The sequence below is a fragment of the Microbispora sp. H10830 genome (assembly GCF_014161375.1).
Taxonomy (GTDB): Bacteria; Actinomycetota; Actinomycetes; order Streptosporangiales; family Streptosporangiaceae; genus Microbispora; species Microbispora catharanthi.
In genome coordinates this window covers 21645-42933 of sequence record NZ_JABBWX010000028.1, presented here as the reverse complement: position 1 = coordinate 42933, position 21289 = coordinate 21645, and the positions used below count along the sequence as shown (strand labels likewise).

Annotated in this window: 15 protein-coding genes; 5 read left to right on the top strand and 10 right to left on the bottom strand. The window is 70.8% G+C overall.

Translation table 11 applies throughout. The features are described from left to right. Positions 1-6 precede the first annotated feature (6 nt). Entirely contained in the window at positions 7-1350 is a 1344-nt protein-coding gene (locus tag HHX35_RS40345) for a hypothetical protein (RefSeq protein WP_182903869.1), read from the bottom strand. Positions 1351-1819: 469 nt separating this feature from the next. Between HHX35_RS40345 and HHX35_RS40340 the strand changes: the two genes are divergently transcribed. Continuing rightward, positions 1820-2089, top strand: coding sequence for a hypothetical protein (locus HHX35_RS40340; RefSeq protein ID WP_182903868.1), 270 nt, complete (start codon positions 1820-1822; stop codon positions 2087-2089). On the opposite strand, the gene HHX35_RS40335 is transcribed toward HHX35_RS40340, so the two are convergent. Then, positions 2080-2616: a hemerythrin domain-containing protein gene (locus HHX35_RS40335; RefSeq protein WP_182903867.1), complete on the bottom strand. Its 537-nt coding sequence runs from the start codon at positions 2614-2616 to the stop codon at positions 2080-2082. The genes HHX35_RS40340 and HHX35_RS40335 overlap by 10 nt on opposite strands. A 300-nt stretch (positions 2617-2916) precedes the next feature. Between HHX35_RS40335 and HHX35_RS40330 the strand changes: the two genes are divergently transcribed. Both HHX35_RS40330 and HHX35_RS40325 read left to right on the top strand, forming a co-directional pair. Next, positions 2917-5544 carry a multicopper oxidase domain-containing protein gene (locus tag HHX35_RS40330; protein ID WP_182903866.1) on the top strand — a complete coding sequence of 876 codons (2628 nt, stop codon included), beginning with the start codon at positions 2917-2919 and terminating at the stop codon, positions 5542-5544. Then, a complete protein-coding gene (locus HHX35_RS40325) occupies positions 5541-5978 on the top strand; it encodes a hypothetical protein (protein WP_182903865.1) in 438 nt (145 codons plus the stop codon). Before HHX35_RS40330 ends, HHX35_RS40325 begins: the two co-directional genes overlap by 4 nt. Positions 5979-5994: 16 nt before the next feature. Here the strand turns inward: HHX35_RS40325 and HHX35_RS40320 are convergent, their stop codons facing one another. Further along, positions 5995-7011, bottom strand: a complete 1017-nt coding sequence (locus HHX35_RS40320; RefSeq protein ID WP_310739638.1) for a LacI family DNA-binding transcriptional regulator — start codon at positions 7009-7011, stop codon at positions 5995-5997. A 485-nt stretch (positions 7012-7496) separates the two neighbouring features. On the opposite strand from HHX35_RS40320, the gene HHX35_RS40315 reads away from it, so the two are divergent. Continuing rightward, positions 7497-9089: a cellulase family glycosylhydrolase gene (locus HHX35_RS40315; RefSeq protein WP_182903863.1), complete on the top strand. Its 1593-nt coding sequence runs from the start codon at positions 7497-7499 to the stop codon at positions 9087-9089. Here the strand turns inward: HHX35_RS40315 and HHX35_RS40310 are convergent. The 6 genes from HHX35_RS40310 to HHX35_RS40285 all read right to left on the bottom strand — a co-directional run bounded on the left by HHX35_RS40310 (position 9080) and on the right by HHX35_RS40285 (position 18929). Beyond that, positions 9080-10711 (bottom strand): nitronate monooxygenase, encoded by a 1632-nt coding sequence (locus HHX35_RS40310; protein WP_259405848.1) that lies wholly within the window; start codon positions 10709-10711, stop codon positions 9080-9082. The genes HHX35_RS40315 and HHX35_RS40310 overlap by 10 nt on opposite strands. Then, complete coding sequence (gene narI, locus HHX35_RS40305) at positions 10708-11460, bottom strand: respiratory nitrate reductase subunit gamma (protein WP_182903862.1); 753 nt, start codon at positions 11458-11460, stop codon at positions 10708-10710. Before narI ends, HHX35_RS40310 begins: the two co-directional genes overlap by 4 nt. Then, positions 11457-12164 (bottom strand): nitrate reductase molybdenum cofactor assembly chaperone, encoded by a 708-nt coding sequence (narJ, locus tag HHX35_RS40300; RefSeq protein WP_310739637.1) that lies wholly within the window; start codon positions 12162-12164, stop codon positions 11457-11459. The genes narI and narJ overlap by 4 nt, the downstream gene beginning before the upstream one ends. Beyond that, positions 12161-13798: a nitrate reductase subunit beta gene (gene narH / locus HHX35_RS40295; protein WP_182903861.1), complete on the bottom strand. Its 1638-nt coding sequence runs from the start codon at positions 13796-13798 to the stop codon at positions 12161-12163. Before narH ends, narJ begins: the two co-directional genes overlap by 4 nt. Next, the gene (locus HHX35_RS40290; protein ID WP_310739636.1) at positions 13798-17529 is read right to left on the bottom strand and encodes a nitrate reductase subunit alpha; all 3732 of its coding nucleotides are present in this window, start codon (positions 17527-17529) and stop codon (positions 13798-13800) included. Before HHX35_RS40290 ends, narH begins: the two co-directional genes overlap by 1 nt. Positions 17530-17645: 116 nt before the next feature. Further along, positions 17646-18929, bottom strand: coding sequence for an MFS transporter (locus HHX35_RS40285; RefSeq protein ID WP_220506458.1), 1284 nt, complete (start codon positions 18927-18929; stop codon positions 17646-17648). Positions 18930-19533: 604 nt separating this feature from the next. Between HHX35_RS40285 and HHX35_RS40280 the strand changes: the two genes are divergently transcribed. Beyond that, positions 19534-19992 carry a hypothetical protein gene (locus HHX35_RS40280; RefSeq protein ID WP_182903860.1) on the top strand — a complete coding sequence of 153 codons (459 nt, stop codon included), beginning with the start codon at positions 19534-19536 and terminating at the stop codon, positions 19990-19992. A gap of 222 nt (positions 19993-20214) precedes the next feature. Here the strand turns inward: HHX35_RS40280 and HHX35_RS40275 are convergent, their stop codons facing one another. Further along, entirely contained in the window at positions 20215-21237 is a 1023-nt protein-coding gene (locus tag HHX35_RS40275) for a DUF4331 family protein (RefSeq protein ID WP_182903859.1), read from the bottom strand. Between the last annotated feature and the right edge of the window lie 52 nt (positions 21238-21289).

The following is a 21289-nucleotide window of genomic DNA, read 5'->3' as shown; positions in this document are numbered from 1 at the left end:
CCCCGATCACGCGAGCTGGGCGCGGACGTAGCCCGCCCACTGCCGCTCGAAGTCCGCCCTCGTCACGCCGAGCGCCTGGAACAGGGCGGCTTCGCTGTCGTCGCCCGGCGCCCGGTATGCCGCGACCACGCCCTCGACCAGCTTCCGCTCGCCGTACTTCTGGGCGATGAACCGCATGGCCAGGTGCCCCATGAGGTAGTTGACGCTGGTCATCTGCTTGAAGTCCCAGAGGGCGTTGGTCGGCAGCTTCCCGTCGAACGGCATGGCGAGCTGTCCTGCCACGTAGGCGCGGCCTTCACTGACACGCCGGTTTCCGTTGATCGGCCGGCTGCGGCCGGCGACGTACTCGGCGAAGCCCTCGGTGATCCAGTTCGCCCTGCCGAACAGAGCGAACTGCGCGCTGTCGAGCCCGGCGACGAGCGAGTGCGCCAGCTCGTGCTCGGAGATCTCCATGATCCCCTGCTCGTTCCTGAAGAACTCGGACGTCGTGTCCATGACGACGCGAGTGCCGCCGATCTTCACGGTGTCGTTCCCGATCCCCCATCTCGGCATCGGGATCGAAACGCCGGCCTCGTTCGCCTTGGCCGTACGGAACAGCTTGCCGAGCTGGGCTTTCCCCTCGACCAGCGCCACCACGAACCCGGTCGGCACCGCCGCGTCCGGATCGCCGTTCTTCTCCCAGAAGGCGAGATCGCTCGCGGCGGCGGCGGAGACGGTCGGCGCGACGCGCCGGGCCAGGGCGGCGTCCTGCGGCCTGGCGAGGACGAGACTGGCGCCCGCCTTCGCCACCACGATGTCCGGCCAGATGTCCCACGGCCCGGGGAAGTACATCGTCTTCGACACCTCGCCGCTGATCGTCGGCGGCGCGCCCTGCACCTTCGTCACGACAAGGGGCGCGTTCGCCGACGCCTTCTCGATGGTCCAGCGATACCACTCGGACACCGGGCGCAGGTCGATGCCGGCGAACCGGTGGACGAACGCGACGTCCTGCGTGAACTTCACGCCCCGCCCGAAACTGTCCTGAGCCCGGCCCTGGCGCCGCAACACCTGGTAGGACTTCTCGGCCAGCGGCATCTTGCGCAGGTTGGCGAAGACTCTCGCCTGGTCGCGGACCAGAGCGGCGTTCTTCTGGTCGAAGATCGAGGTGAACGCCTTGGCGTCACCCGAGGCCAGCGCCCTGCTGTGCGACTGGACCAGCTTGCTGATCTCGTCGTCCTTCACGACGACCGTGTTCGAGTCGGTGGCGGCGTCGCCCGTGGTGTCGTCGCCTGAGCCGCCGCCCCGCAGGACCAGGCCCACCCCCGCACCCACCGCGACGACGAGGACGAGGGACAGGATCCCGAGCGTCACCCACAGCCCGGTCCTGCGTCCGGGCGCAGGAGGGGGAGGGGGAGGGGGAGTCTGCCACTGCTGTGGCGGAGGGCCGTACTGCCACTGCGGCGGAGAGGGAGGTGGAGACTGCCACTGCGGCGGCGGCTGCGGCGGATACTGCTGGTGATAACCGGGCCCCGTCGTCACTCTTGCCCCGTAAATGCTCAGAGTTACCGAAAGGCGTAAAGCGTATCAGTGGTCAAGAAGCGGGCACCGGCGCTTCCCCGAATGCGCCACACGCACTCTCGCCATGTCCTCTGAACAGGCGTTTTCGAGCCTCTCCACCGAATGCGCCGGACCCTGGCGGTCAATCCGCGGAGCCGTAGGGCCATTCGCGTGGACCGGCGTGTCAGGAACGAGCCGGGCTCGCACACCACTGGGCGGACATCACCGGCCGGCCTGAGGGAAAGACGGCGTGCCGCTCCCGGGCTGTTCGTGACCTGAGACGGTGCGCACCGGCTCCCCCGACACCCGTTTGATCGTGCTCCGCGGGAACTCCGGCTCCGGGAAGACCAGCGTCGCCCGTGCTGTGCGGGCGGCCTATGGCCGCGGTCTGGCGCTGGTCTGCCAGGACGTCGTACGGCGAGAGCTGCCGCTCCCGCACCAGATGCGGGAGTGGTATCAGGAGCGCGACCTGCTGCCGGACGGGTGCGAGACGGTCATCGGCGAGGACAGCCCGCTGGACGCGTCCGTGCGGCGGGTGCTGCGTCAGGCGTGACGCGCGCGGACGGTGCCCGCCCAGGTGAGAAGGTCCAGGTTCTTCTCCAGAGCGGCCTCGCGGATGGCGAGGATATCGAGCACGTCGTCCTGCGGCAGCGTCTCCACCATGATGGACAGGCCATCGCAGTCACTGACGTGCGGAAGGATCTGCCGGGTCAGCTCGATCCCGCGCTCGGCCTGGGCCTGATCGATCTGCCCGTGGTCGGTGAGCTGCGCGAGCTCGCGAACGTTGCGAATGGCGCCGTCGTGATCGGCGACCAGCTTTCTGACGTACTCCTCACCGAAAATGGGCACCAGCCGCGGATACATCGACTCTTCCTCGTAGCGGAAGTGCGGGCCGGTGGCCTCGGCGATGGCGGAAACGATATGGCGAGCCGTCGTCACATCCTGTGCGGTGAAGGCGTCGACCAGGGCGAACAGAAGGTTCCGGACCTCGCGGTGCTCATCACGGAACGTCTCACGGAAAACTTCGGAGATGGCCAAGGAAACCCCACCCAGCTGATAGGCGCCATAGGGCGGCACCACTTGTTCGGACCGCAGACAGTACAGTCGCGGTCCCTTCCGTCTCCCCAGTGACGAAGGTCCCGTCCTGGCGGGGCGATTGTCGGTCCTCACCCGCCAGGAACGTACTGAGGACTTTGGTCCCTTCGATCGTGGGCTTTACGGCCGTCCTCCAGACCGTGGGCGTTCCATAGCGTGCTCATGACCCGTAGTCGAGGCTCAACCATCGGCGGGTGGTCTGCTCGGAGTAGTCGCACTGCCGGCATTCGCGGGATGCGCCGTGTCCGTCGTCGCGGCCTCGATTGTGAAGGTGGGGAAACCGATATGGGGCCCGTCACGGTGGTGATCGGGGAGAAGGGCGGCACGCAGCCCCCTGCGCCGCGGGCGTCATGGCATCTGCGCGCCAACGCGATCGTCGTCGCCTGGATCGCACTGGCGATCGCGGCGGCGCTGTCGCCGGGCGTGTTGCCCGCGCCGCGGTGGCTGGTGATCCATGTCTTCCTGCTCGGCGCGGTCACCACCGCGATCGTGATCTGGAGCGAGCATTTCGCCGCGGCGCTGCTGCGCGTGGGAGCGCCCGGCCGGCGGTGGAGCATCACCCGGCTGGCCGCACTGAACGCCGCGACCGTCGCCGTGCTGTACGGCGTGGCCGCCGGGCCGTGGCCTGTAGCGGCGGCCGGGGCCGCGGCGGTGGTCGGCGTGGTCGTCTGGCATGCCACAGTGCTGGCCGGGATGCTCAAACGGGCACTGCCCGGCCCGTTCCGCCATGTCATCGGCTGGTATCTGGCCGCCGCGGGTGCGCTGGCGGTGGGTGGCGCCTTGGGGGGGCTGCTCGCCGCGCACGTGGGGAACGGCCCGATGCACGAGCGGCTGCACGCCGCGCACGCCGAGACGAACCTGTTCGGCTGGGTGGCCCTGACGGTGCTCGGCACGCTGTTCACGCTCTGGCCGACGGTCCTGCGGACGCGGCTTTCCCCGCTGACCCTGCGCTGCTCCCGCCTCGCGCTGCGGCTGGCCGTGGCGGGCCTCGGTCTGACACTGCCCGGCCTGCTGCTGGGGCTGCGCTGGGTCGCGGTGGCCGGGCTGACGGTGTATCTGGGCGCAGCGGCCGTCGCGCTGACACCCGTGGTGGAGACACTGCGACGGCGCCGCCCGCAAACGGGAGCGGCCTGGACGCTGGGCGCCGCAGTGGCCTGGTTCGGGATCGCGCTCGTCGCCGATCTCGTGGTGGTCGCCACCCATTCCGCCGACGACCTGCCGGCGGCTCTTGAGCCGCTGCTGCCGCTGGTGCTGGCCGGATTCGCCGCCCAGGTGCTGCTCGGTTCGCTCATGCACCTGCTGCCCGCGGTGCTCGGGGGCGGGCCGGTCCGCTTCAAGGAGAACGCGGCCCTGCTGGAGCGGGGCTGGCCCTACCGTCTGGCGGCGGCGAATCTCGGAGTGCCGCTTGTCGCGCTTCCGGTTCCCGAACGCGTCGGCCTGCTCGGCTGGGTGCTCGTCCTCACTCCCGCGGTCGCCTTCGTCGCGCTGGCCGTGACCGCGCTCGTGCGGGCGCGTCACCCTCGGGGCCGGGTGTCGCCCGTTCCCCTCGGCGTGGTCGCCGGCTGCCTGCTCACAGCCGCCGCCGTCGCTGCCGCCGTGTCCGGAGGTGCCGGGCCGGGCCGGCTGGAGGTCGTCCCCGGCGTACGGAGAACGGTCGAGGTGACGCTCGCCGCGATGCGCATACGGCCCGCCGTCATCAGCGCACCCTCCGGCGCCGTGCTGACGCTCCGCGTGACCAATGCCGACGCCCAGCGACATGACCTGAGGCTGTCCACCGGAGACCACACCCCGATGCTCGGCCCCGGCGAGACCGCCGTGGTGAAGCTCGCCCCGCTGGCCGGGACGGTGGACGGCTCGTGCACCGTCGCGGGGCACCAGGCGGCCGGCATGACCATGCGCATCGTGCCCGCTCCGGCGGCCGCGAGCGCCGAACTCGCGGAGACGGGGCACGCGGCCATGGGCCATTCCGGCACGCAGACGTCCGGCACACAGACAGGCGGCACACAGACAGGCGGCACACAGACAGGCGGCCGCGGCACGACCCTCGATCCCGGCGCGCCGATGTCGCCGGGGTGGAAACCGTACGACGCCGCCCTGAAGCCCGCGGCGGGAGGCAAGGAGCACCGGGTCGAGATCCGGGTGAAGGAGACCGATCTCGAGGTCGCGCCGGGAGTGCACCAGCGCATGTGGACCTTCGACGGCTCCGTTCCCGGCCCGACACTGCGCGGCAAGGTGGGAGACGTGTTCGTCGTGACGTTCGTCAACGGCGGGACCATCGGCCACGGCATCGACTTCCACGCCGGAGCCGTCGCCCCCGACGGGCCGATGCGCACCATCGACCCGGGGCAGCGGCTCACCTACCGCTTCCGCGCCGACCGGGCCGGAGCGTGGCTGTACCACTGCTCCACCATGCCCATGAGCCTGCACATCGCGAACGGCATGTACGGCGCCGTCGTCATCGATCCGCCGGACCTGCCGACGGTGGACCGTGAGTTCGTGCTCGTCCAGGGCGAGCTCTACCTCGGGCGGCCCGACCAGGACGACCTGGTCACGCGGATCCTTGAGGGCCGGCCGGACGGATGGATGTTCAACGGCACCGCCGCCGGTTACGACCACGCTCCCCTCACGGCGAAGGCCGGCGAACGGGTGCGCATCTGGGTGATCGCCGGCGGTCCCGCGTCGGGAACCGCCTTCCACCTGGTCGGCGTGCCGTTCGACACCGTCTACAAGGAAGGCGCATACCTACTCAAGAGGGGTGATCCGGGTGGCGCCCAGGTGCTGGACCTGGCCCCGGCGCAGGGCGGCTTCGCCGAGCTGGTGTTTCCCGAACCCGGGCACTACCCCTTCGTCGACCACACCATGCCGCGCGCCGAGTCCGGCGCCCACGGGATCTTCGCGGTGAGCGCGCCATGACCTGGTGGTCGGTCGTCCGCTTCCTGCACGTGCTCGGCGCGGCCCTGTGGGTCGGCGGCCAACTGGCGGTCTCGCTCGTCCTGCTGCCGCCGGCCCGCCGCCTGCTCGACGCCGAGCGGCGGGCCACCGTGCTCGGCGCTGTCGGGCGGCGGTTCGGCCTCTTCACCGTCACCGCGTTCCTTCCCGTCCAGCTCGCCACCGGGATCGCCATCGCCGCGCACAAGGGCGTCACCTGGGCCGCGCTGGCGCAGCCGGGTTACGGACGGATCCTGGCCGCGAAACTCCTGCTGTTCTGCGCGGTGATGCTGACGGCCGGGCTGCACGGCTGGGCCAGCGGCACCGGGCGGCCGGCCGCCGCGCGGGCGCTCGCCACCGCCGCGCTCGTCGGCTCGCTCGGCGTCGTACTCCTGGCCACAGCCCTGCCGGCCACATAGCTCAGGCGCCGGTCGGTCAGGCCGGCGGTGCGGTGGTGCTCGACCGGACGACCAGACGCGCCGTGCTCACCTGCCGCGAGCCGGGGGAACGGTCGTCGATCGTGTCCGCCAGCACCCGTGCGGTCTGCACGCCGTACGCCTGGATGTCCCACGAGAGCGCCGTCAGCGCCGGTCGTACCATCACGCACAGCTGCGAGTCGTCACCGGCCACGATCGACAGCTCGTCCGGCACGGCGACGCCCATTTCCTGTGCCACGTTGAGCGCGGCGGTGGCCATCACGTCGTTGTCGAAAATGATCGCGGTCGGGCGGTCGCGCCGGGACAGCAGCGTCCGCGTGGCCCGCATGCCTTCCTCCCAGGTGTAGTCGGTCTCGACGACCTGTGGTTCACCGAGGCCGTGACCGAGCACCGCCTGGCGGAAGGCCGCGATGCGTACTTGGGTGTGCTCCAGTGCGGACAACCCCGCGACGCGGGCGACGCGGCGGTGTCCGAGCGCCACGAGGTAGTCGACCGCCGAGACCACGGCTGCCGCGTCGTCGGTCCACACGGCGGGTATATCCGTGTCCGGCCGGGGCCGGCCGACCAGAACGGCCGGGATCTGGAGTTCCTCGAGCACCGGGATCCGCGCGTCCTCCGTCCACAGGTCGGTGACGACCATGCCGTCGACGCGCCGTTCCGCCCAGCAGAGCCGCATCGCGTCGATCGCGGCGCGGTGGTCCTCGACGACCTGCAGAAGCAGAGCGGTGCGCCGCCCGGACAGTTCGCGTTCCAGGCCGGCGATGAACCGCATGAAGAACGGCTCGACACCGAGCGTGTCCGCCGGGCGGGCGATGATCAGGCCGACGCTGTGCGCCCGGGACCCGGACAGGGACCTGGCCGCCACGCTCGGCCGCCAGCCGATCTCGTTGGCGATGTCGAGGATGAGTCTGCGGGTTTCCGCGGACACCCCCGGCCGGCCGTTGAGCGCGTACGACACGGCGCCGATCGAGACACCGGCCCTTGCCGCGATCTCGGCGATAGTCGGCCGCTTCACCGCATCCCCCCTCTGCATCCTGACCATTTTGTTGCCGCTGTTGGAGGAGGAACAGCACCGGATCGCTTTTCCATGTCTCTGCCGGAGAGTCGGAGACGTCCCGCAACGACACCAAGGATTCTTAAGCGCTTAAGTCACCACGTTGGCGGGGTCCTCCTGGCGGCCGCCGAGGAACACGGCGACCGTCCGGCGCGCGGCCGGCGTCCGCGGACGTACTGAAAGTTTCTCGGTACGCGCACGTCATCAAGGACGTGAGCACCGTCTGCTCCAACCCTCGGACGCTTCGGCAGCCGCTGGCGGACCAGCACGTCCGGATCGGCTTTTCGCGTGGTGTGACGACGAGGAATCGTTTCCGTCGCTTTCCGTGTCCGGCCCGCCTCGCACCCCCTGCAGGGAGACGGCCTTGACTTAAGCCCTTAAGTGACCCACCGTTCTCCCACAGCGCTGCTCTCGACGGCCGTCCGGTTCTCAGTAAGGAGGCTTCGATGCAACTTCGTGTCAAATTCGCGGCAGCCGCGGCAGCAGTGGTGGCTGCAGCAGGCGTGTCCGCGATAACCGTCCCCGCCGCGGCCGCCCCCGCAGGGTGCTCGGTGCAGTACAAGGTCGTCAGCGAGTGGCAGGGCGGCTTCCAGGGTGACATCGCGATCACCAGCCTCGGCGGCTCGCTGACCGGCTGGACGTTGGAGTTCGACTTTCCCTCGGCTGCTCAGGGCGTGAGCAACGGCTGGAACGCCGACTGGTCGCAGTCCGGCGCGCACGTCACCGCCAAGAGCCTGAGCTGGAACGGCAACGTCCCCTCCGACGGCTCGGTGTCGATCGGCTTCATCGGCAAGTGGAGCGGGAGCAATCCGGTTCCCGGCGCGTTCACCGTCAACGGCGTCACCTGTACCGGCGCGTCCCCCAGCCCCAGCCCCAGCCCCAGCCCCAGCGCAAGCCCCAGCGCAAGCCCCAGCGCAAGCCCCAGTCCAAGCCCGTCTCCGAAACAGAGCCCATCCCCATCCCCGAGCCCCTCCCCGTCTCCCAGCCCCCAGCCCGGCGGGCCGGCCCCGCAGCTGCATGTCTCGGGCAACAGGTTGGTGACTTCGGCCGGCAAGCCGTACCGGCTGCTGGGCGTCAACCGCTCCAGCGGTGAGTTCGCCTGCATCCAGGGCCGGGGCATGTGGGACGGCCCGGCGGATCAGGCCTCCGTCGACGCGATGAAGCCGTGGAACATCCACGTGGTACGGGTGCCGTTGAACGAGGAGTGCTGGCTGGGGACCGCCGACGTGCCCTCGGGCGGGACCAGCGGCGCGGCCTATCAGCAGGCGGTCAAGGACTACGTGAAGCTGCTGGTCACCAACGGGATCACTCCGATCGTGGAGATGCACTGGAACTACGGTCAGTACACGGGGGCGGGTGCGGGCTGCTCGGATGTGGCGGCGACCTGCCAGAAGCCCATGCCCGACGCGAAGTACGCGCCGACGTTCTGGACCCAGGTGGCGAACGCCTTCAAGGGCGACAACGCCGTCATCTTCGACCTGTTCAACGAGCCCTACCCGGACGCGGCCAACAACTGGTCGGACGCCACGGCGGCGTGGACCTGCCTGCGTGACGGCGGCACCTGCACCGGAATCGGCTACCAGGTCGCCGGCATGCAGGACCTGGTCGACGCGGTCCGCGCCACCGGGGCGACCAACGTCATCATGACGGCCGGTCTGACCTGGACCAACGACCTTAGCCAGTGGCTGAAGTACAAGCCGCAGGACCCGACCGGCAACCTGATGGCCTCCTGGCACTCCTACAACTTCAACGGGTGCGTGGACACCACCTGCTGGAACAACACGATCGGCGCCGTCGCCGCGCAGGTGCCGGTGGTGGCCGGCGAGATCGGCCAGAACACCTGCGCTCACGACTACATCGACAAGGTCATGAACTGGGCCGACGCGAACGGTGTGGGCTACCTCGCCTGGACCTGGAACGCCTGGGGAATCTGCGACAGCTCGGGCAACGTCCTCATCACCGACGCCAACGGCACTCCGACCAGCACCTTCGGCGAGGGATTCAAGGCCCACCTGGTGACGCAGAACCCCTACGCGTGATCCCCTGTCCCGGCCACAGGTGATTCACCCGGGCCCAGCCACCCTTCGGCTGGGCCCGTCGCCGATCCACAGGATGCGGCGGACGCGGACGTCGACGAGGCACTCGCCCCCTTCAGGATGCGGTCCACCACATCGGCGGCCGAGTAGTCGTCCGGCAGCCCGTCGAGGAAGCCGGTGTCCTGGCCGAGGGTGAGCAGCGGGGGTTCCGGATAACCGTCCGGTCGGTGCTGCCCGAGACCGATCGCGGCGAGCAGGCCGTTGCACAGGCACCGGCGCTCGGTGGTCTCCTCCGCGCGACCGCCCTTGCGGACGTAGGTCTCCACCGGTTCCGCCGGGCAGCGGTAGCCGACCCCGCCGTCCGGCTTCTGGTAGGGCGTGCGCAGGTAGCCCAGGTCGCACAGCCGGGACCGCTCCGCGTAGACGCCGGCGTCGGACAGCGTGCCGGGGATATGGGCGACCTTGAAGGGGAACCCGGCAGGGGAGGCATGAGGGTCGTTGCGGACCTCAAGTGTGCCGTCGGCGGCGCGGCGCAGCAGCCGCCGCCTGAGCTCGTCGTCCAGGCCGGACTCCCGGCAGAGCGCGAACGCCGACCCGACCTGGATCCCGGCGGCTCCCGTCTCCAGCGCTCCGGCGAGCCCGTCGGGCGTGCCGTACCCGCCTGCCAGCCAGAACGGCAGGCCGAGCGCCGCGACCTTGCCGGTGTCCACCTCGTCGCGCGGGCCGTAGACGGGTTCGCCCGCCTCGTCCAGCCGCAACCGGCCGCGCGGCGGCGCGCTGTGGCCGCCCGCCGACGGCGACTCGATCACGAATCCGTCCGGCCTGGTGGCGGCCGAGCGCGCGAGGTAGGCGGCCAGGACGTGCGAGGAGACGATCGCCAGCAGCCGGGGCCGCGCCGGAGGGGCGATCGACCGGCCGAGCAACGCCGCCGGGTCGAGGCCGACCGTGTGCGGCGTCTCACCTCCGGCCACGGTCACCGAGATCTCCGCCGCGCGATGCGCCGCGAGATCGTCGAGCAGCCGCGGAATCTCCGCCGGGATGCCGGCGCCCATCAGCACATAGTCGACCCCGGCGAGCATCGCCCCGTAGACCGCGGCCGGCGTGGCCATCTGGATCTTCTCCAGGTAGTTGACCCCGACCAGGCCGTCGTGCCCCTCCTTGGCGAGCAGGACCTCGGCGAAGTTGGCGACCACGGCCAGTTCGTCCGCGGCCTGGCTACGTCGCAGCCCCAAACGCGGCACCGGCCGGTACGGCCTGCCGCTGCCGGCCCCGCCGGGAACGAGATAGCGGGCCAGGATCCGCTCGGCCATCTCGGGGACCGGAAAGCGGGCCAGCGCCCGGCGCAGATGCCCTCCGGGATCCCCCTGCTGCAGCCGTCGGGCCAGCGTGACGTCAAGCGCCGTGCCCGACACCACACCGAGCTGGCCGGCGCTCGCCACCGCACGTGCCAGCCGCCATCCGGACACCCCCACGCCCATCCCGCCCTGTATCAGGACGGGATGGGCCACTCCTGCGAGCCCGGTCCGCGCTACCGGGAAGCCTTCCGTACGGCGATCGGCGTCGGACGACCCGTGTCCGCCCGCGCCGGCCGGAAGCGCCGCCGCCTTCCCCGTGATGGACCTCATCCGTGGCTCCTCTCGTATGCCGTTCGGAGGGCCGTCTCGCGTACGGCGGCCGGCGCGGGCGGCGAGGCCGGCACGAGCCCGCGGCGCGCGCGGTAGACGACGTACGGGCGCCACAGGTAGGCCAGCGGCGCCGACCAGACGTGAACAAGCCGGGTGAAGGGCCACAACGCCAGGAACAGGAAGCCGCCGATGGCGTGCAGCTGATAGACCAGCGGCGCGCCGATCATCAGGTCGCTGCGCGGGGAGAACCAGAACACGCTGCGGAACCAGACGGCGATCGTCTCCCGGTAGTCGTACCCATGGCCGAGCAGGTTGACGGCGACCGTGGCGGTCATGCCGAGCGCGATCATGGCCGCCAGGGCGGCGTAGAGCACCTTGTCCATCGGGGTGGTCGTGCGCCGGACCCGCCCGTCGGCGAAGCGGCGGGCGATGAGCAGGACCAGTCCGGCGACGAGCATGGCGCCGGTCAGCGTGCCGCCCCAGACCGCGGTCAGGTGGTAGAGGTGCTCGGGGATCCGAAGCGCCGCGGTCACCGAGGCCGGCACCAGCAGCCCCATGGCGTGCCCGCCGATGACCCCGAACGCGCCGAGGTGGAACAGCGGCGACCCCAGGCGGAGGATCCGGCTCTCCAGCAGCTGGCTGGTGTGCGTGGTCCAGCCGAACTGGTCGTGGCGCCACCGCCACACGTGACCGCCGACGAACACCGCCAGGCACAGGTACGGCAGGACGATCCAGACGACGGTGTTCATCGGGCCTCCGTCGATGGGCAGGTGGGATAGGGGGCGAGGCCGACGCCGTCGAGCCCGCCCGAGGCCAGGAGGTCCGGGCCGAGGGAGTCCAGGCCGACGGACTCGACGGGCGGGCCGTCGAGGGCCAGTTCCGCGACGGCCTCCCGGTCGGCGTCGGTCAGCTCGGGCAGGACGGCGGTGACGGCGTCGAGGAGCAGGTGGTACGGCGTGCCGAGGTCGGCGAGGGCGGCGCGCAGCAGTTCGATGCCGCGCCGGTGCTGGCGCAGCGGCGCCTCCCCTTCGCCGGGGCCGACCGTGGCGGCGAACTCGAGCACGACCGGCAGCAGGTCGGGCAGTTCACCGGCGGCCAGCCGCAGGCCGTGGGCACGGTAGCGCTGCTTGAGGATGAGCAGCGCCATCCCCCGCTTGCGGGTGTCGCCGTGCAGGTAGTACGTCAGGTAGAGGCCAGACCGGCGGCGCAGGTCGAAGGTCTGCACGTAGTGCCGCTGCACGTCGATCGGCTCGGTGCCGGTCAGCCAGGCGAGGAACTCCTCGGCCTGCCCGCGCAGCCGCGGGTGCTCGATCCGGCCGGCGGCGCCGCGCAGCTCGTCGCGGGCGCCGAGCAGTTCCGCGTCCGGGTAGGTGAGCAGCACCGACGCGAGCCGGAACAGCCGGGTCCGGTCGGCCGCGGTCACCGGGGCGGCGTCGGTCGGCGGCGCGGTCACGACCGGCCCCGCGACGGGTCGACGGACAGGCCGATCCGCCCGTCGGGCCGCCGCGACACGAGCCCCCGCCGGCCGGCGTGCACGTCGTCGTCGCCGCCGACGAGGTGGAAGCGCTCCACGGCGGCCGGGCCCGATCCGCCCATTCCCCCCATGCCGGGGCCGCCCTCGCAGTCGAGCGAGCAGCCGCCCGTCGTGGCGGCCTGCGCTTCGAGGGCGGCGGCGTCCTTGCTGTAGGCGGCCGGGATGACGTACCGCTCGTCGTACTTGGCGATCGCGAGCAGCCGGTACATCGACTCGACCTGCTCGGCGGTCATCCCGATGCCGTCCAGGAGGTCCTGCGCGACCGTGCCGTCCAGGGTGCGGGCCCGCATGTACGAACGCATCGCGGCCAGCTTCATCAGGACCCCGGCGGCGGCGTCCGCGTCGCCGGCGGTGAACAGTTCGGCCAGGTACTCCACCGGGATGCGCAGGTCCCTGATGGTGTGGAAGACGTCGTCGGCGTCGGTGTCGTCGCGGCCCGCGGCGCCCGCCGCGTCGAGCACAGGCGACAACGGCGGGACGTACCAGACCATCGGCAGCGTCCGATACTCCGGGTGCAGCGGCAGCGCGATCCGATACTCGCTGATCAGCCGCCACACCGGGGACAGCTTCGCGGCCTCGATCCACTCCCCGGGCATGCCGGCGTCGCGGGCGGCCTGCTGCACCGCCGGGTCGTGCGGGTCGAGGAAGACGTCGCGCTGGGCGTCGAGCAGGTCGCGCTCGTCCGGCACGGACGCGGCGGCGAGGACGGCGTCCTCGTCATAGAAGACGATGCCGAGGTAGCGCAGGCGCCCCACGCACGTCTCCGAGCAGATGGTGGGCTGGCCGGCCTCGATGCGCGGGAAACACAGGGTGCACTTCTCGGCCTTACCTGTGGCGTGGTTGACGTACACCTTCTTGTACGGGCACGCCGACACGCACATCCGCCAGCCCCGGCATTTGTTCTGGTCGACCAGGACGATGCCGTCCTCCTCCCGCTTGTACATCGCGCCGGACGGGCACGCCGACACACAGGCCGGGTTGAGGCAGTGCTCGCAGATCCGCGGAAGGTGGAACATGAAGGTCTTCTCGAACTCGAACCTGACCTTCGCCGCGGCCTCGGCGGGCATCCGGGTGATGTTCGGGTCGCGGTCGGCCCGCTCGTGCGCGCCGCCGAGGCCGTCCTCCCAGTTCGCTCCCCATTCCACGGCCGTCGGCTCACCCGTCAGCGCGGAGTACGGCCGCTTGACGGGCGTGTCGGAGAGGCCGCCGGGCGCGTTCACCAGGATGTCCTTGTCGAACGTGACCGGCTCGTAGTAGTCGTCGATCGACGGCAGGTCCGGGTTGGCGAAGATGCGTGCCAGCCGCTTCACCCGGCCGCCGGAGCGCAGGGTCAGCCGGCCCTTGCGGTCGAGCCGCCACCCGCCGTGCCAGCGATCCTGATCCTCGTAGTGCTTGGGGTAGCCGATGCCGGGTTTGGTCTCGACGTTGTTGAACCACACGTACTCGGTGCCCTCGCGGTTGGTCCAGGTCTGCTTGCAGGTGACGGAGCAGGTGTGACAACCGATGCACTTGTCGAGGTTCATCACCATCGCGACCTGCGCGCGGATCCTCATCAGTACTCCACTTCCTGGGAACGGCGGCGGATCACCGTGATCTCGTCGCGCTGGCTGCCGATCGGCCCGTAGTAGTTGAAGGCGTAGGTGAGCTGGGCGTGCCCGCCCGCGAGGTGGGTGGGCTTGACCAGCAGCCGGGTCATCGAGTTGTGGTAGCCGCCGCGGCGGCCGGTCTTCTCGGCCTTGGGCACGTTCACCGTCCGCTCCGGCGAGTGGTACTGGAACACCGTGCCCTCGGGCATCCGGTGGCTGACGACGGCGCGGGCGACGACGACGCCGTTGCGGTTGTGCGCCTCGATCCACTCGTTGTCCCTGACACCGATCTTCGCGGCGTCCTCGACGCTCATCCAGATCACCGGCCCGCCCCGGGACAGCGCGAGCATCAGTTCGTTGTCGTGGTACATCGAGTGGATCGACCACTTGGCGTGCGGGGTCAGGAAGCGGACCGTCACGCCGCCGTCGACGAGCTCGCCGGGCTTGCCGAAGTGGCGGGCCATGTTCAGCGGCGGGCGGAAGGCGGGCAGTTGCTCACCGAGCTCGGCGACCCAGTCGTGCTCGACGAAGAAGTGCTGCCGCCCGGTGAGGGTGTGCCAGGGCTTCGACCGTTCGACGTTGAGGGTGAACGGCGAGTAGCGGCGGCCGCCCTTCTCCGATCCGGACCACTCGGGGCTGGTGAACACCGGCTGCGGCGCGGCCTGGGTGTCCGGGTAGGAGATGTGGTCGGTCTCGTGGCCCTCGATCAGGTCGGCGAACCGCTGCCCGGTGCGCAGTTCCAGGGCGGCGAAGCCGGCGGCGGCCACCCGCCCGTTGGTGGTGCCGGACAGCGCCAGGATCGCCTCGCACATCCGGTCGGCGGTCGCGAGCGACGGGCGTCCGGCGAACGGGCCGTCGGTGACGACGCCGTTCTGGTGGGCGAGGTACTCGATCTCCGGGGCGACGTCGACGGTGATCGCCTTGGTGGTGGTGCCGAGGGTGTCGAGCAGCGGGCCCACCGCGCGCATCTTGGCGCCGATCAGCGTGTAGTCGCGTTCGATCTCGACGAGCTTCGGCATCGTCACTCCGGGCAGGGGCGGGCACTCCCCCGCTTTCCAGTCCCGCACCCGGCCGCCGGGCATGGCGAGCTCGTCGGGTGTGTCGTGCTGCAGCGGCACCGCGAGGACGTCGCGGCGTACGCCGAGGTGGGTGGCCGCGAGCTCGCTGAACCGGTCGGCGAGGGCGAGGAAGGTGTCGTAGTCGGTGTGCGCGTCCGCCGGCGGCTCGACGGCCGGGCTGAACGCGTGCACGAACGGGTGCATGTCCGTGGTCGAGATGTCGTGCTTCTCATACCAGGTGGCGGCCGGCAGGACCATGTCGGCGTGCAGCCCGGTGTTGGTCATCCGGAAGTCGATCGCGGTGAGCAGGTCCAGCTTCCCGGTCGGCGCCTCGTCGCGCCAGACCACGTCGCGGGGCCGCAGCCCGGGGTCGCACTCCTGCGCGCCGGCGAGGGAGTCCACTCCGAGCAGGTGCCGCATGAAGTACTCGTTGCCCTTGCCCGAGGAGCCCAGCAGGTTGGCCCGCCACAGGGTGAGGCAGCGGGGGAAGTTCGCCGGGTCGTCGGGATCCTCGGCGGCCGCCTTGAGCCGTCCGGCTTCGAGCTCGTCCACGATGTACCGCTGAACGGTGTGACCCGCCTCGGCCGCCTCGTCGGTGAGGTCGAGGGGGTTGCGGTCGAACGCCGGGTGGCCGGGGCTCCAGCCCATCCGCTGGGCGGCGGCGATCGTGTCCGCGAACGTCATACCGGTGAACCGGCCGGTGCCCAGCGGCGAGGACAGCTCGTCGGCGGGCACCCGCTCGTAGCGCCACTGGTCGGTGTGCAGGTACCAGTACGGTGTGGCGGCCTGGTGGCGCATCGGGCGCTGCCAGTCGAAGGCGAAGGACATGTGCTGCTGGCCGGTCAGCGGCCTGGCCTTCTCCTGACCGACGTAGTGCGCCCAGCCACCGCCGTTGACGCCCTGGCAGCCGGTCAGGGTGACGAGCGCGATGAAGGCGCGGTACGTCATGTCGGAGTGGAACCACTGGTTGGCGCCGGCGCCGAGGACGATCAGGGAGCGGCCCCGGCTGCGTTCGGCGTTGCGCGCGAACTCGCGGGCGATCCGGGCGGCGAGCGCGGCGGGAACCCCGGTGATCTGCTCCTGCCAGGCGGGGGTGTCGGGCTCGCCGGCGTCGTCGTACCCGGCCGGCCAGCTGCCCGGCAGGTCGCCGCGGCGCACGCCGTACTGCGCCATGAGCAGGTCGAACACGGTCGTGACGAGGTGTCCGCCCATCCGCGTGACCGGTACGCCCCGGCGCATCGTGGCGCCGCCTTCGGTGTCGCCGACGTCGAACCGGGCCAGCTCGACCTCGACGGCGTCGCCGGTGAGCCCGAGCAGGCCGAGTGCGGGCACGACCTCGCCGAGGTCGAGGTTCCACCGGCCGGCGTCCCGCTCGCCGTAGCGGAACCCGAGCGAGCCGTTCGGCACGACCGGCTCGCCCGTACGCTCGTCGATGAGCACCGTCTTGTGCGCCGCGTCCGGACCGTGCTCGTCCTGGTCGTCGTCCTCGCCGTCGCCGAGGTCCTGCGCGGTGAGGAAGCGGTCGGGCGTCCAGGCGCCGTCGTCACGCCGCCGGAGCGTGACGAGGAACGGCAGGTCGGTGTAACGGCGGACGTAGTCGGTGAAGTAGGGCACCTCGCGGTCGCGGAAGAACTCGGTGAGGATGACGTGACCCATGGCCATCGCCAGGGCGCCGTCGGTGCCGGGGTGCGGCGCGAGCCAGTCGTCGGCGAACTTGACGTTGTCGGCGTAGTCGGGGCTCACCGCGACGACCTTGGTGCCCCGGTAGCGGGCCTCCGCGAGGAAGTGCGCGTCCGGGGTCCGGGTCACCGGAATGTTGGAGCCCCACATCATCAGGTAGGTGGAGTTCCACCAGTCGCCCGCCTCGGGCACGTCGGTCTGGTCGCCCCAGATCTGCGGGGACGCGACCGGCAGGTCGGCGTACCAGTCGTAGAAGCTCAGCAGGGTGCCGCCCAGCAGCGCGTGATATCGGGTGCCCGCGGCGAACGACGCCATCGACATCGCCGGGATCGGGGAGAACCCCACAACGCGGTCCGGCCCGTACATCTTCGTCGTGTAGACGTGGGCGGCGGCCGTCATGGTGATCGCCTCGTCCCATGAGGCGCGCACGAAGCCGCCGCGGCCCCGCTGGCTCTTGTACGCGCGTGCCTTCGTCGGGTTCTCGACGATGTCGGCCCAGGCGAGCACCGGGTCGCCGAGGCGCCTCAGCGACGCGCGGAACATCTCGGCCAGCACCCCGCGCACGTACGGGTGCCGCACACGGGACGGCGAGTACTCGTACCAGGAGAACGACGCGCCGCGCGGGCAGCCGCGCGGCTCGTAGTCCGGCGCGTCCGGACCCGTCGTCGGGTAGTCCGTGGCCTGGTGCTCCCACGTGATGAGGTCGTCTTTGACGAACACGTTCCAGGAGCACGAGCCGGTGCAGTTGACGCCGTGCGTCGACCGGACCACCCGGTCGTAACGCCACCGGTCGCGGTAGAACGTCTCCCAGGTGTTCGGGTCGATCTGGTGCAGGGTCCGGCCACCGTCGCCGACCGTTTCCTTCGTCAGGAAACGACGCGCGGCCAGCAGCGGCGCCGCACCGGGCACCGAGTCCGTGGCGGGAGAACCGGCGGCGTCCTGGGGCGGGCGTGGCGACACGGCGGTGCACTCCTTCGATGGGGGAAGATCGATGCGACGCGCGGCGCGTCGCGTATGCCAGGTTCCTCCGACGCGGGGTGGCACGGCAGGTGCCGGCCGTCCCGGTCGGGCGGGACTTAAGTCCCGCGATGGCCTGTGGGCTCGGCGGCAGCCGTTTCGGGAACGAGGAGACGCGACCCGACGGCACGGCGGGCCGTCCGGGCGACGGCGGTGGTGTCCAGCAGCAGGGCGGCCAGCGCGACCAGGGCCAGCAGCGCCAACCCCAGGGCGTAGGTGCCGTACCGGCCGTAGATGAAGCCCATCAGCAGTGGCGGCACGAAGCCGCCGAGGCCGCCCGCGGCGCCCACGATGCCGGTGACCGAACCGACCTTGTTCGCCGGGGCGAGCAACGCCACCAGCGCGAACGTCGCGCCGCTGCCGGCGCCGAGCGCGGCGGCCATCGACAGGAACGCGACCGTGCCGAGGGGCGCAAGCGCGGGCGTGAACGCCTGGACCGCGGCACCGGCCACGACGACGAGCAGCGAACCGGCGAGCACCCTGGTCGGTGCGATCCGGTCGGACAGCCATCCGCCGACCGGGCGCATCAGCACCGCCAGCAGCACGAACCCGGCCATCCGATCGGAGGCGTCGGCCTGGGCCAATCCGTACGCGGTCTTCAGGTAGGCCGGCAGATAGACCGAGAACGCCACATATCCGCCGAACGCCACCGCGTACAGCGCCGAAGCCTGCCAGGTCACCCGCAGTCGCAGCGTGGCCGCAAGCCGGTGCGCCAGCGACTCCGCCGGCACCACCCGGCCCGGCGCGTCCCGCAGCAGCAGGACCGCCACCACCGCGTACGCGACGAGCACGGCGGCGGTGACCGCGAACGGGGTCGCGGTGCCGCCCGCGTCGGCCAGCTTGACCGTGGTCAACGCGCTGATCGCGGTGCCGCCCATGCCCGCGCCGAACACGCCCACGGCCAGCCCGCGCCGCGTGGGCGGGAACCAGGCGTTGACGAACGGCACGCCGATCGCGAAGGCCGTGCCGCCGACGCCGAGGAAGAAGCCCCCGGCCAGCAGCCCTGCCAGCGACGTCTGCCCCGCCAGCCCCAGGTAGAGCACCGGCACGACGGTGGCCAGCGAAACCAGCGGGAACATGACGCGGCCGCCGTACCGGTCCGTCAGCGCACCGACCGGGATACGGCCGAGCGACCCGACCACCACCGGCACCGCCACCACCAGCGCCTGCTGGAAGGGGGTCAGGTGCAGGGCCTCCTTGAACTTCGGCGCCAGCGGGCTGAGCAGCGCCCAGGCCCAGAAGTTGATCGCGAAGCCGACCGTGGCCAAGGTCAGCATCAGCGCCGGACGCCCGCCGGCCGCTCGGGCGTCCGGCTGTACGGCCGGCGCGTCCCCCGCACTCATGGTTGCCTCCACTGTGTATCCGCTCCGGACGCGGCGATCGAAAGCGTCACCGCTGAGCTCACACAGCGTCTCCGGCCGGTAGATCAGTGAGACAGGGACCTTGGACCTCTCTGCGAGGGCCCCGCGTCACCCCTCACCTCCGCCGGCCGGTCACGAGGATCGGGGTCGCGGCCGCTGACCCGGTCCGGACGGTTACTCGCCGGCTGGCGGCCAAACGAAGATCAGGCCGACGGCGGTCCGCTGAGCGAACCGGAACGTCGATCCGCCGGTCGATCTGAATGAAGATGTGACGGCGGTAAGCAGGCCGGGATGAGTACCAGACATTGGTGAGGGAAGCCCGATGCATCGTCGATCTCGCATTTCAGCGTTCGCCGCTGGTCGTTCCGTTACACACAGGTTTCTGATCGTTCTCCTGTCGCTTTCCCTTCTCGCCACAGCATGTATGGACGAGGATTTCGGGGGAGGCTCGAACGCCGCGGAGACCGAGAAGGGGCAGGTTCAGCAGCCGAAGACGTCCAAGAAACCCAAGGGCCCGGTCTGCCCCGCTCCGGGGCCCATCACGAGGTCCCAACTCCCCGCTTTCCCATCGGCGGACGGGGTCAGTGTGATCACTCAGAACCCCTGCGTCAGCATCGCGGGCCTGGCCGAGGATGCCCTCGGTTTCATCCCCGAAGGGCGCTCCCAGGAGTTCAAGGAGTTCCGTGGCGGGCTCGAGCGGTTCATCACCAGGGTGAACGCGGTCAACGACGCGGCGGAGTGCGCCTATGAGACCGACCATCTGGCGATCGGGGTGTACCACCACGACAACACCCCATGGTCGATCGGCATGGTCGCCGTCGTCCGCGGGGACCTGGACGCGCTGGTCGACAGCGGAGTCTGCTGGCTACTGAGGAGGCTGCCGTTCGAGGTCACCACAGGGCTCGCACCTGACGAGATCCGTCCCGATTTCTGCGCCGACGCCGTCATCAGGAGAAGCAACGGCTATCGCTTCACGATCCTGTGGATCGGCTCGTCGAATGTCATGTGCGGGAGCCTCGCCACCCTGTACAGGGGCACCACATAAGGAGGCCGAACCTCTACGAAACGCACCCCCGGAATCCGCACATCTGTTTCGTGGGTTCGGGGGCCCTGACGGTCGAAACCAGTGACTCCGACCGCCTGGCTACGCGCCTTACGCCGTCAGTGGTGTCAGCCAGACCATGCGGGGCGCCGGATAGATCTTCAGGGTCCCGTTCTTGACGATCTCGGCGGAAAACCGCCCGGAGTCGTCGAGGGGGACGACGGGTCATGCCGGGATGACGTAGGGGAAGGCGCTGCTGCGCTGCCCGCCGGCCACGCTCTGCGTGAGGCCCGAGGGCACGGCCGTGCCGGTGACGAGGGACATCATGACCTCGGGCGCGTTGTCGGCCATCGTCCGCCCGTTGCGTGCCGCGAAGCCGAACGTCGCGGGCGTGCCGACCACGTACGGCAGAACGTCGGGGAACAACTCGCGGGCCACGATCTCGCCGTAGCCGCGAGGGTCGTCAGAGGCGCCTGCGGCCCCGGCGACGGCGGCGACCAGGCCGGCGATGTGCCCGCCGTCGGCGGCGAAGTCCTGTGACGGATGGCGGGTGTTGGCGGGGTTGGAGAAGTCGGTGTCGCCGGGCCAGAAGATCGGCCACATCATCGGGTACCCGGCGCGGTTGACCTGCCGCCAGCCGCCGGCGTCGGTGGCGAGCTTGGTGGCGCACCACACCCCCACCCGGGCACCGGGCCGCAGCCGCGCGTCCGCGTGCGGGACCTCCAGCACGATCGACTCCACCGTCGTGCCGGCGAAGCTGTTCCGCGCGGCCTCAGGCCGCCACTTCGACAGGTCTGCCGCGATCCCCTTCGCCACTGCGCCGTTGACGATGGCCAGCAGCGACAGGTCGATGTAGAACGAGTCGGCGGCCCGACCGGCCCAGACCCGTACGCCGCCCCCGGCGGCCGGCTGCCCGGTCCGGCCCTCCAGCACCAGGTCCCCGGCCGCCGAGTCCTCCCGCGCGTCGGCACCGGTCAGCGCGTGCAGCCGCAGCGCCTGCTGTCCGTCCGGGCCGGGCTCGCCGAACGAGAGCCGGTAGGTCAGGTCCTCGAACGCGGCGCCGTCGAAATGCACCTTGAACTCATAGCGAGCCTCCGGGTGGAAGCCCGGCTGCGCGTAGACGCCGGTGATATCGGAGTTGACGTCCATGACGAACACCGTGCTGCCCTCCCCCGGGAACACATACAGGTCGTCGATGAACAGCTGGCCGTTCTGCGCCGCCAGCGGCGTATCGAGATGGTGAGACACGAAACGTCCTTCCAGCTACGTTGTGGTTGTCCTGCGGGCTGAAGCGGGCCTT

Excerpts from the sequence above, each read along its gene's own strand:
- HHX35_RS40325 (WP_182903865.1), top strand. The coding sequence starts at position 5,541 with ATGACCTGGTGGTCGGTCGTCCGCTTCCTGCACGTGCTCGGCGCGGCC.
- narH (WP_182903861.1), bottom strand. The coding sequence starts at position 13,798 with ATGAGGATCCGCGCGCAGGTCGCGATGGTGATGAACCTCGACAAGTGC.
- HHX35_RS40285 (WP_220506458.1), bottom strand. The coding sequence starts at position 18,929 with ATGAGTGCGGGGGACGCGCCGGCCGTACAGCCGGACGCCCGAGCGGCC.
- HHX35_RS40315 (WP_182903863.1), top strand. The coding sequence starts at position 7,497 with ATGCAACTTCGTGTCAAATTCGCGGCAGCCGCGGCAGCAGTGGTGGCT.
- HHX35_RS40310 (WP_259405848.1), bottom strand. The coding sequence starts at position 10,711 with ATGAGGTCCATCACGGGGAAGGCGGCGGCGCTTCCGGCCGGCGCGGGC.
- HHX35_RS40330 (WP_182903866.1), top strand. The coding sequence starts at position 2,917 with ATGGGGCCCGTCACGGTGGTGATCGGGGAGAAGGGCGGCACGCAGCCC.
- narI (WP_182903862.1), bottom strand. The coding sequence starts at position 11,460 with ATGAACACCGTCGTCTGGATCGTCCTGCCGTACCTGTGCCTGGCGGTG.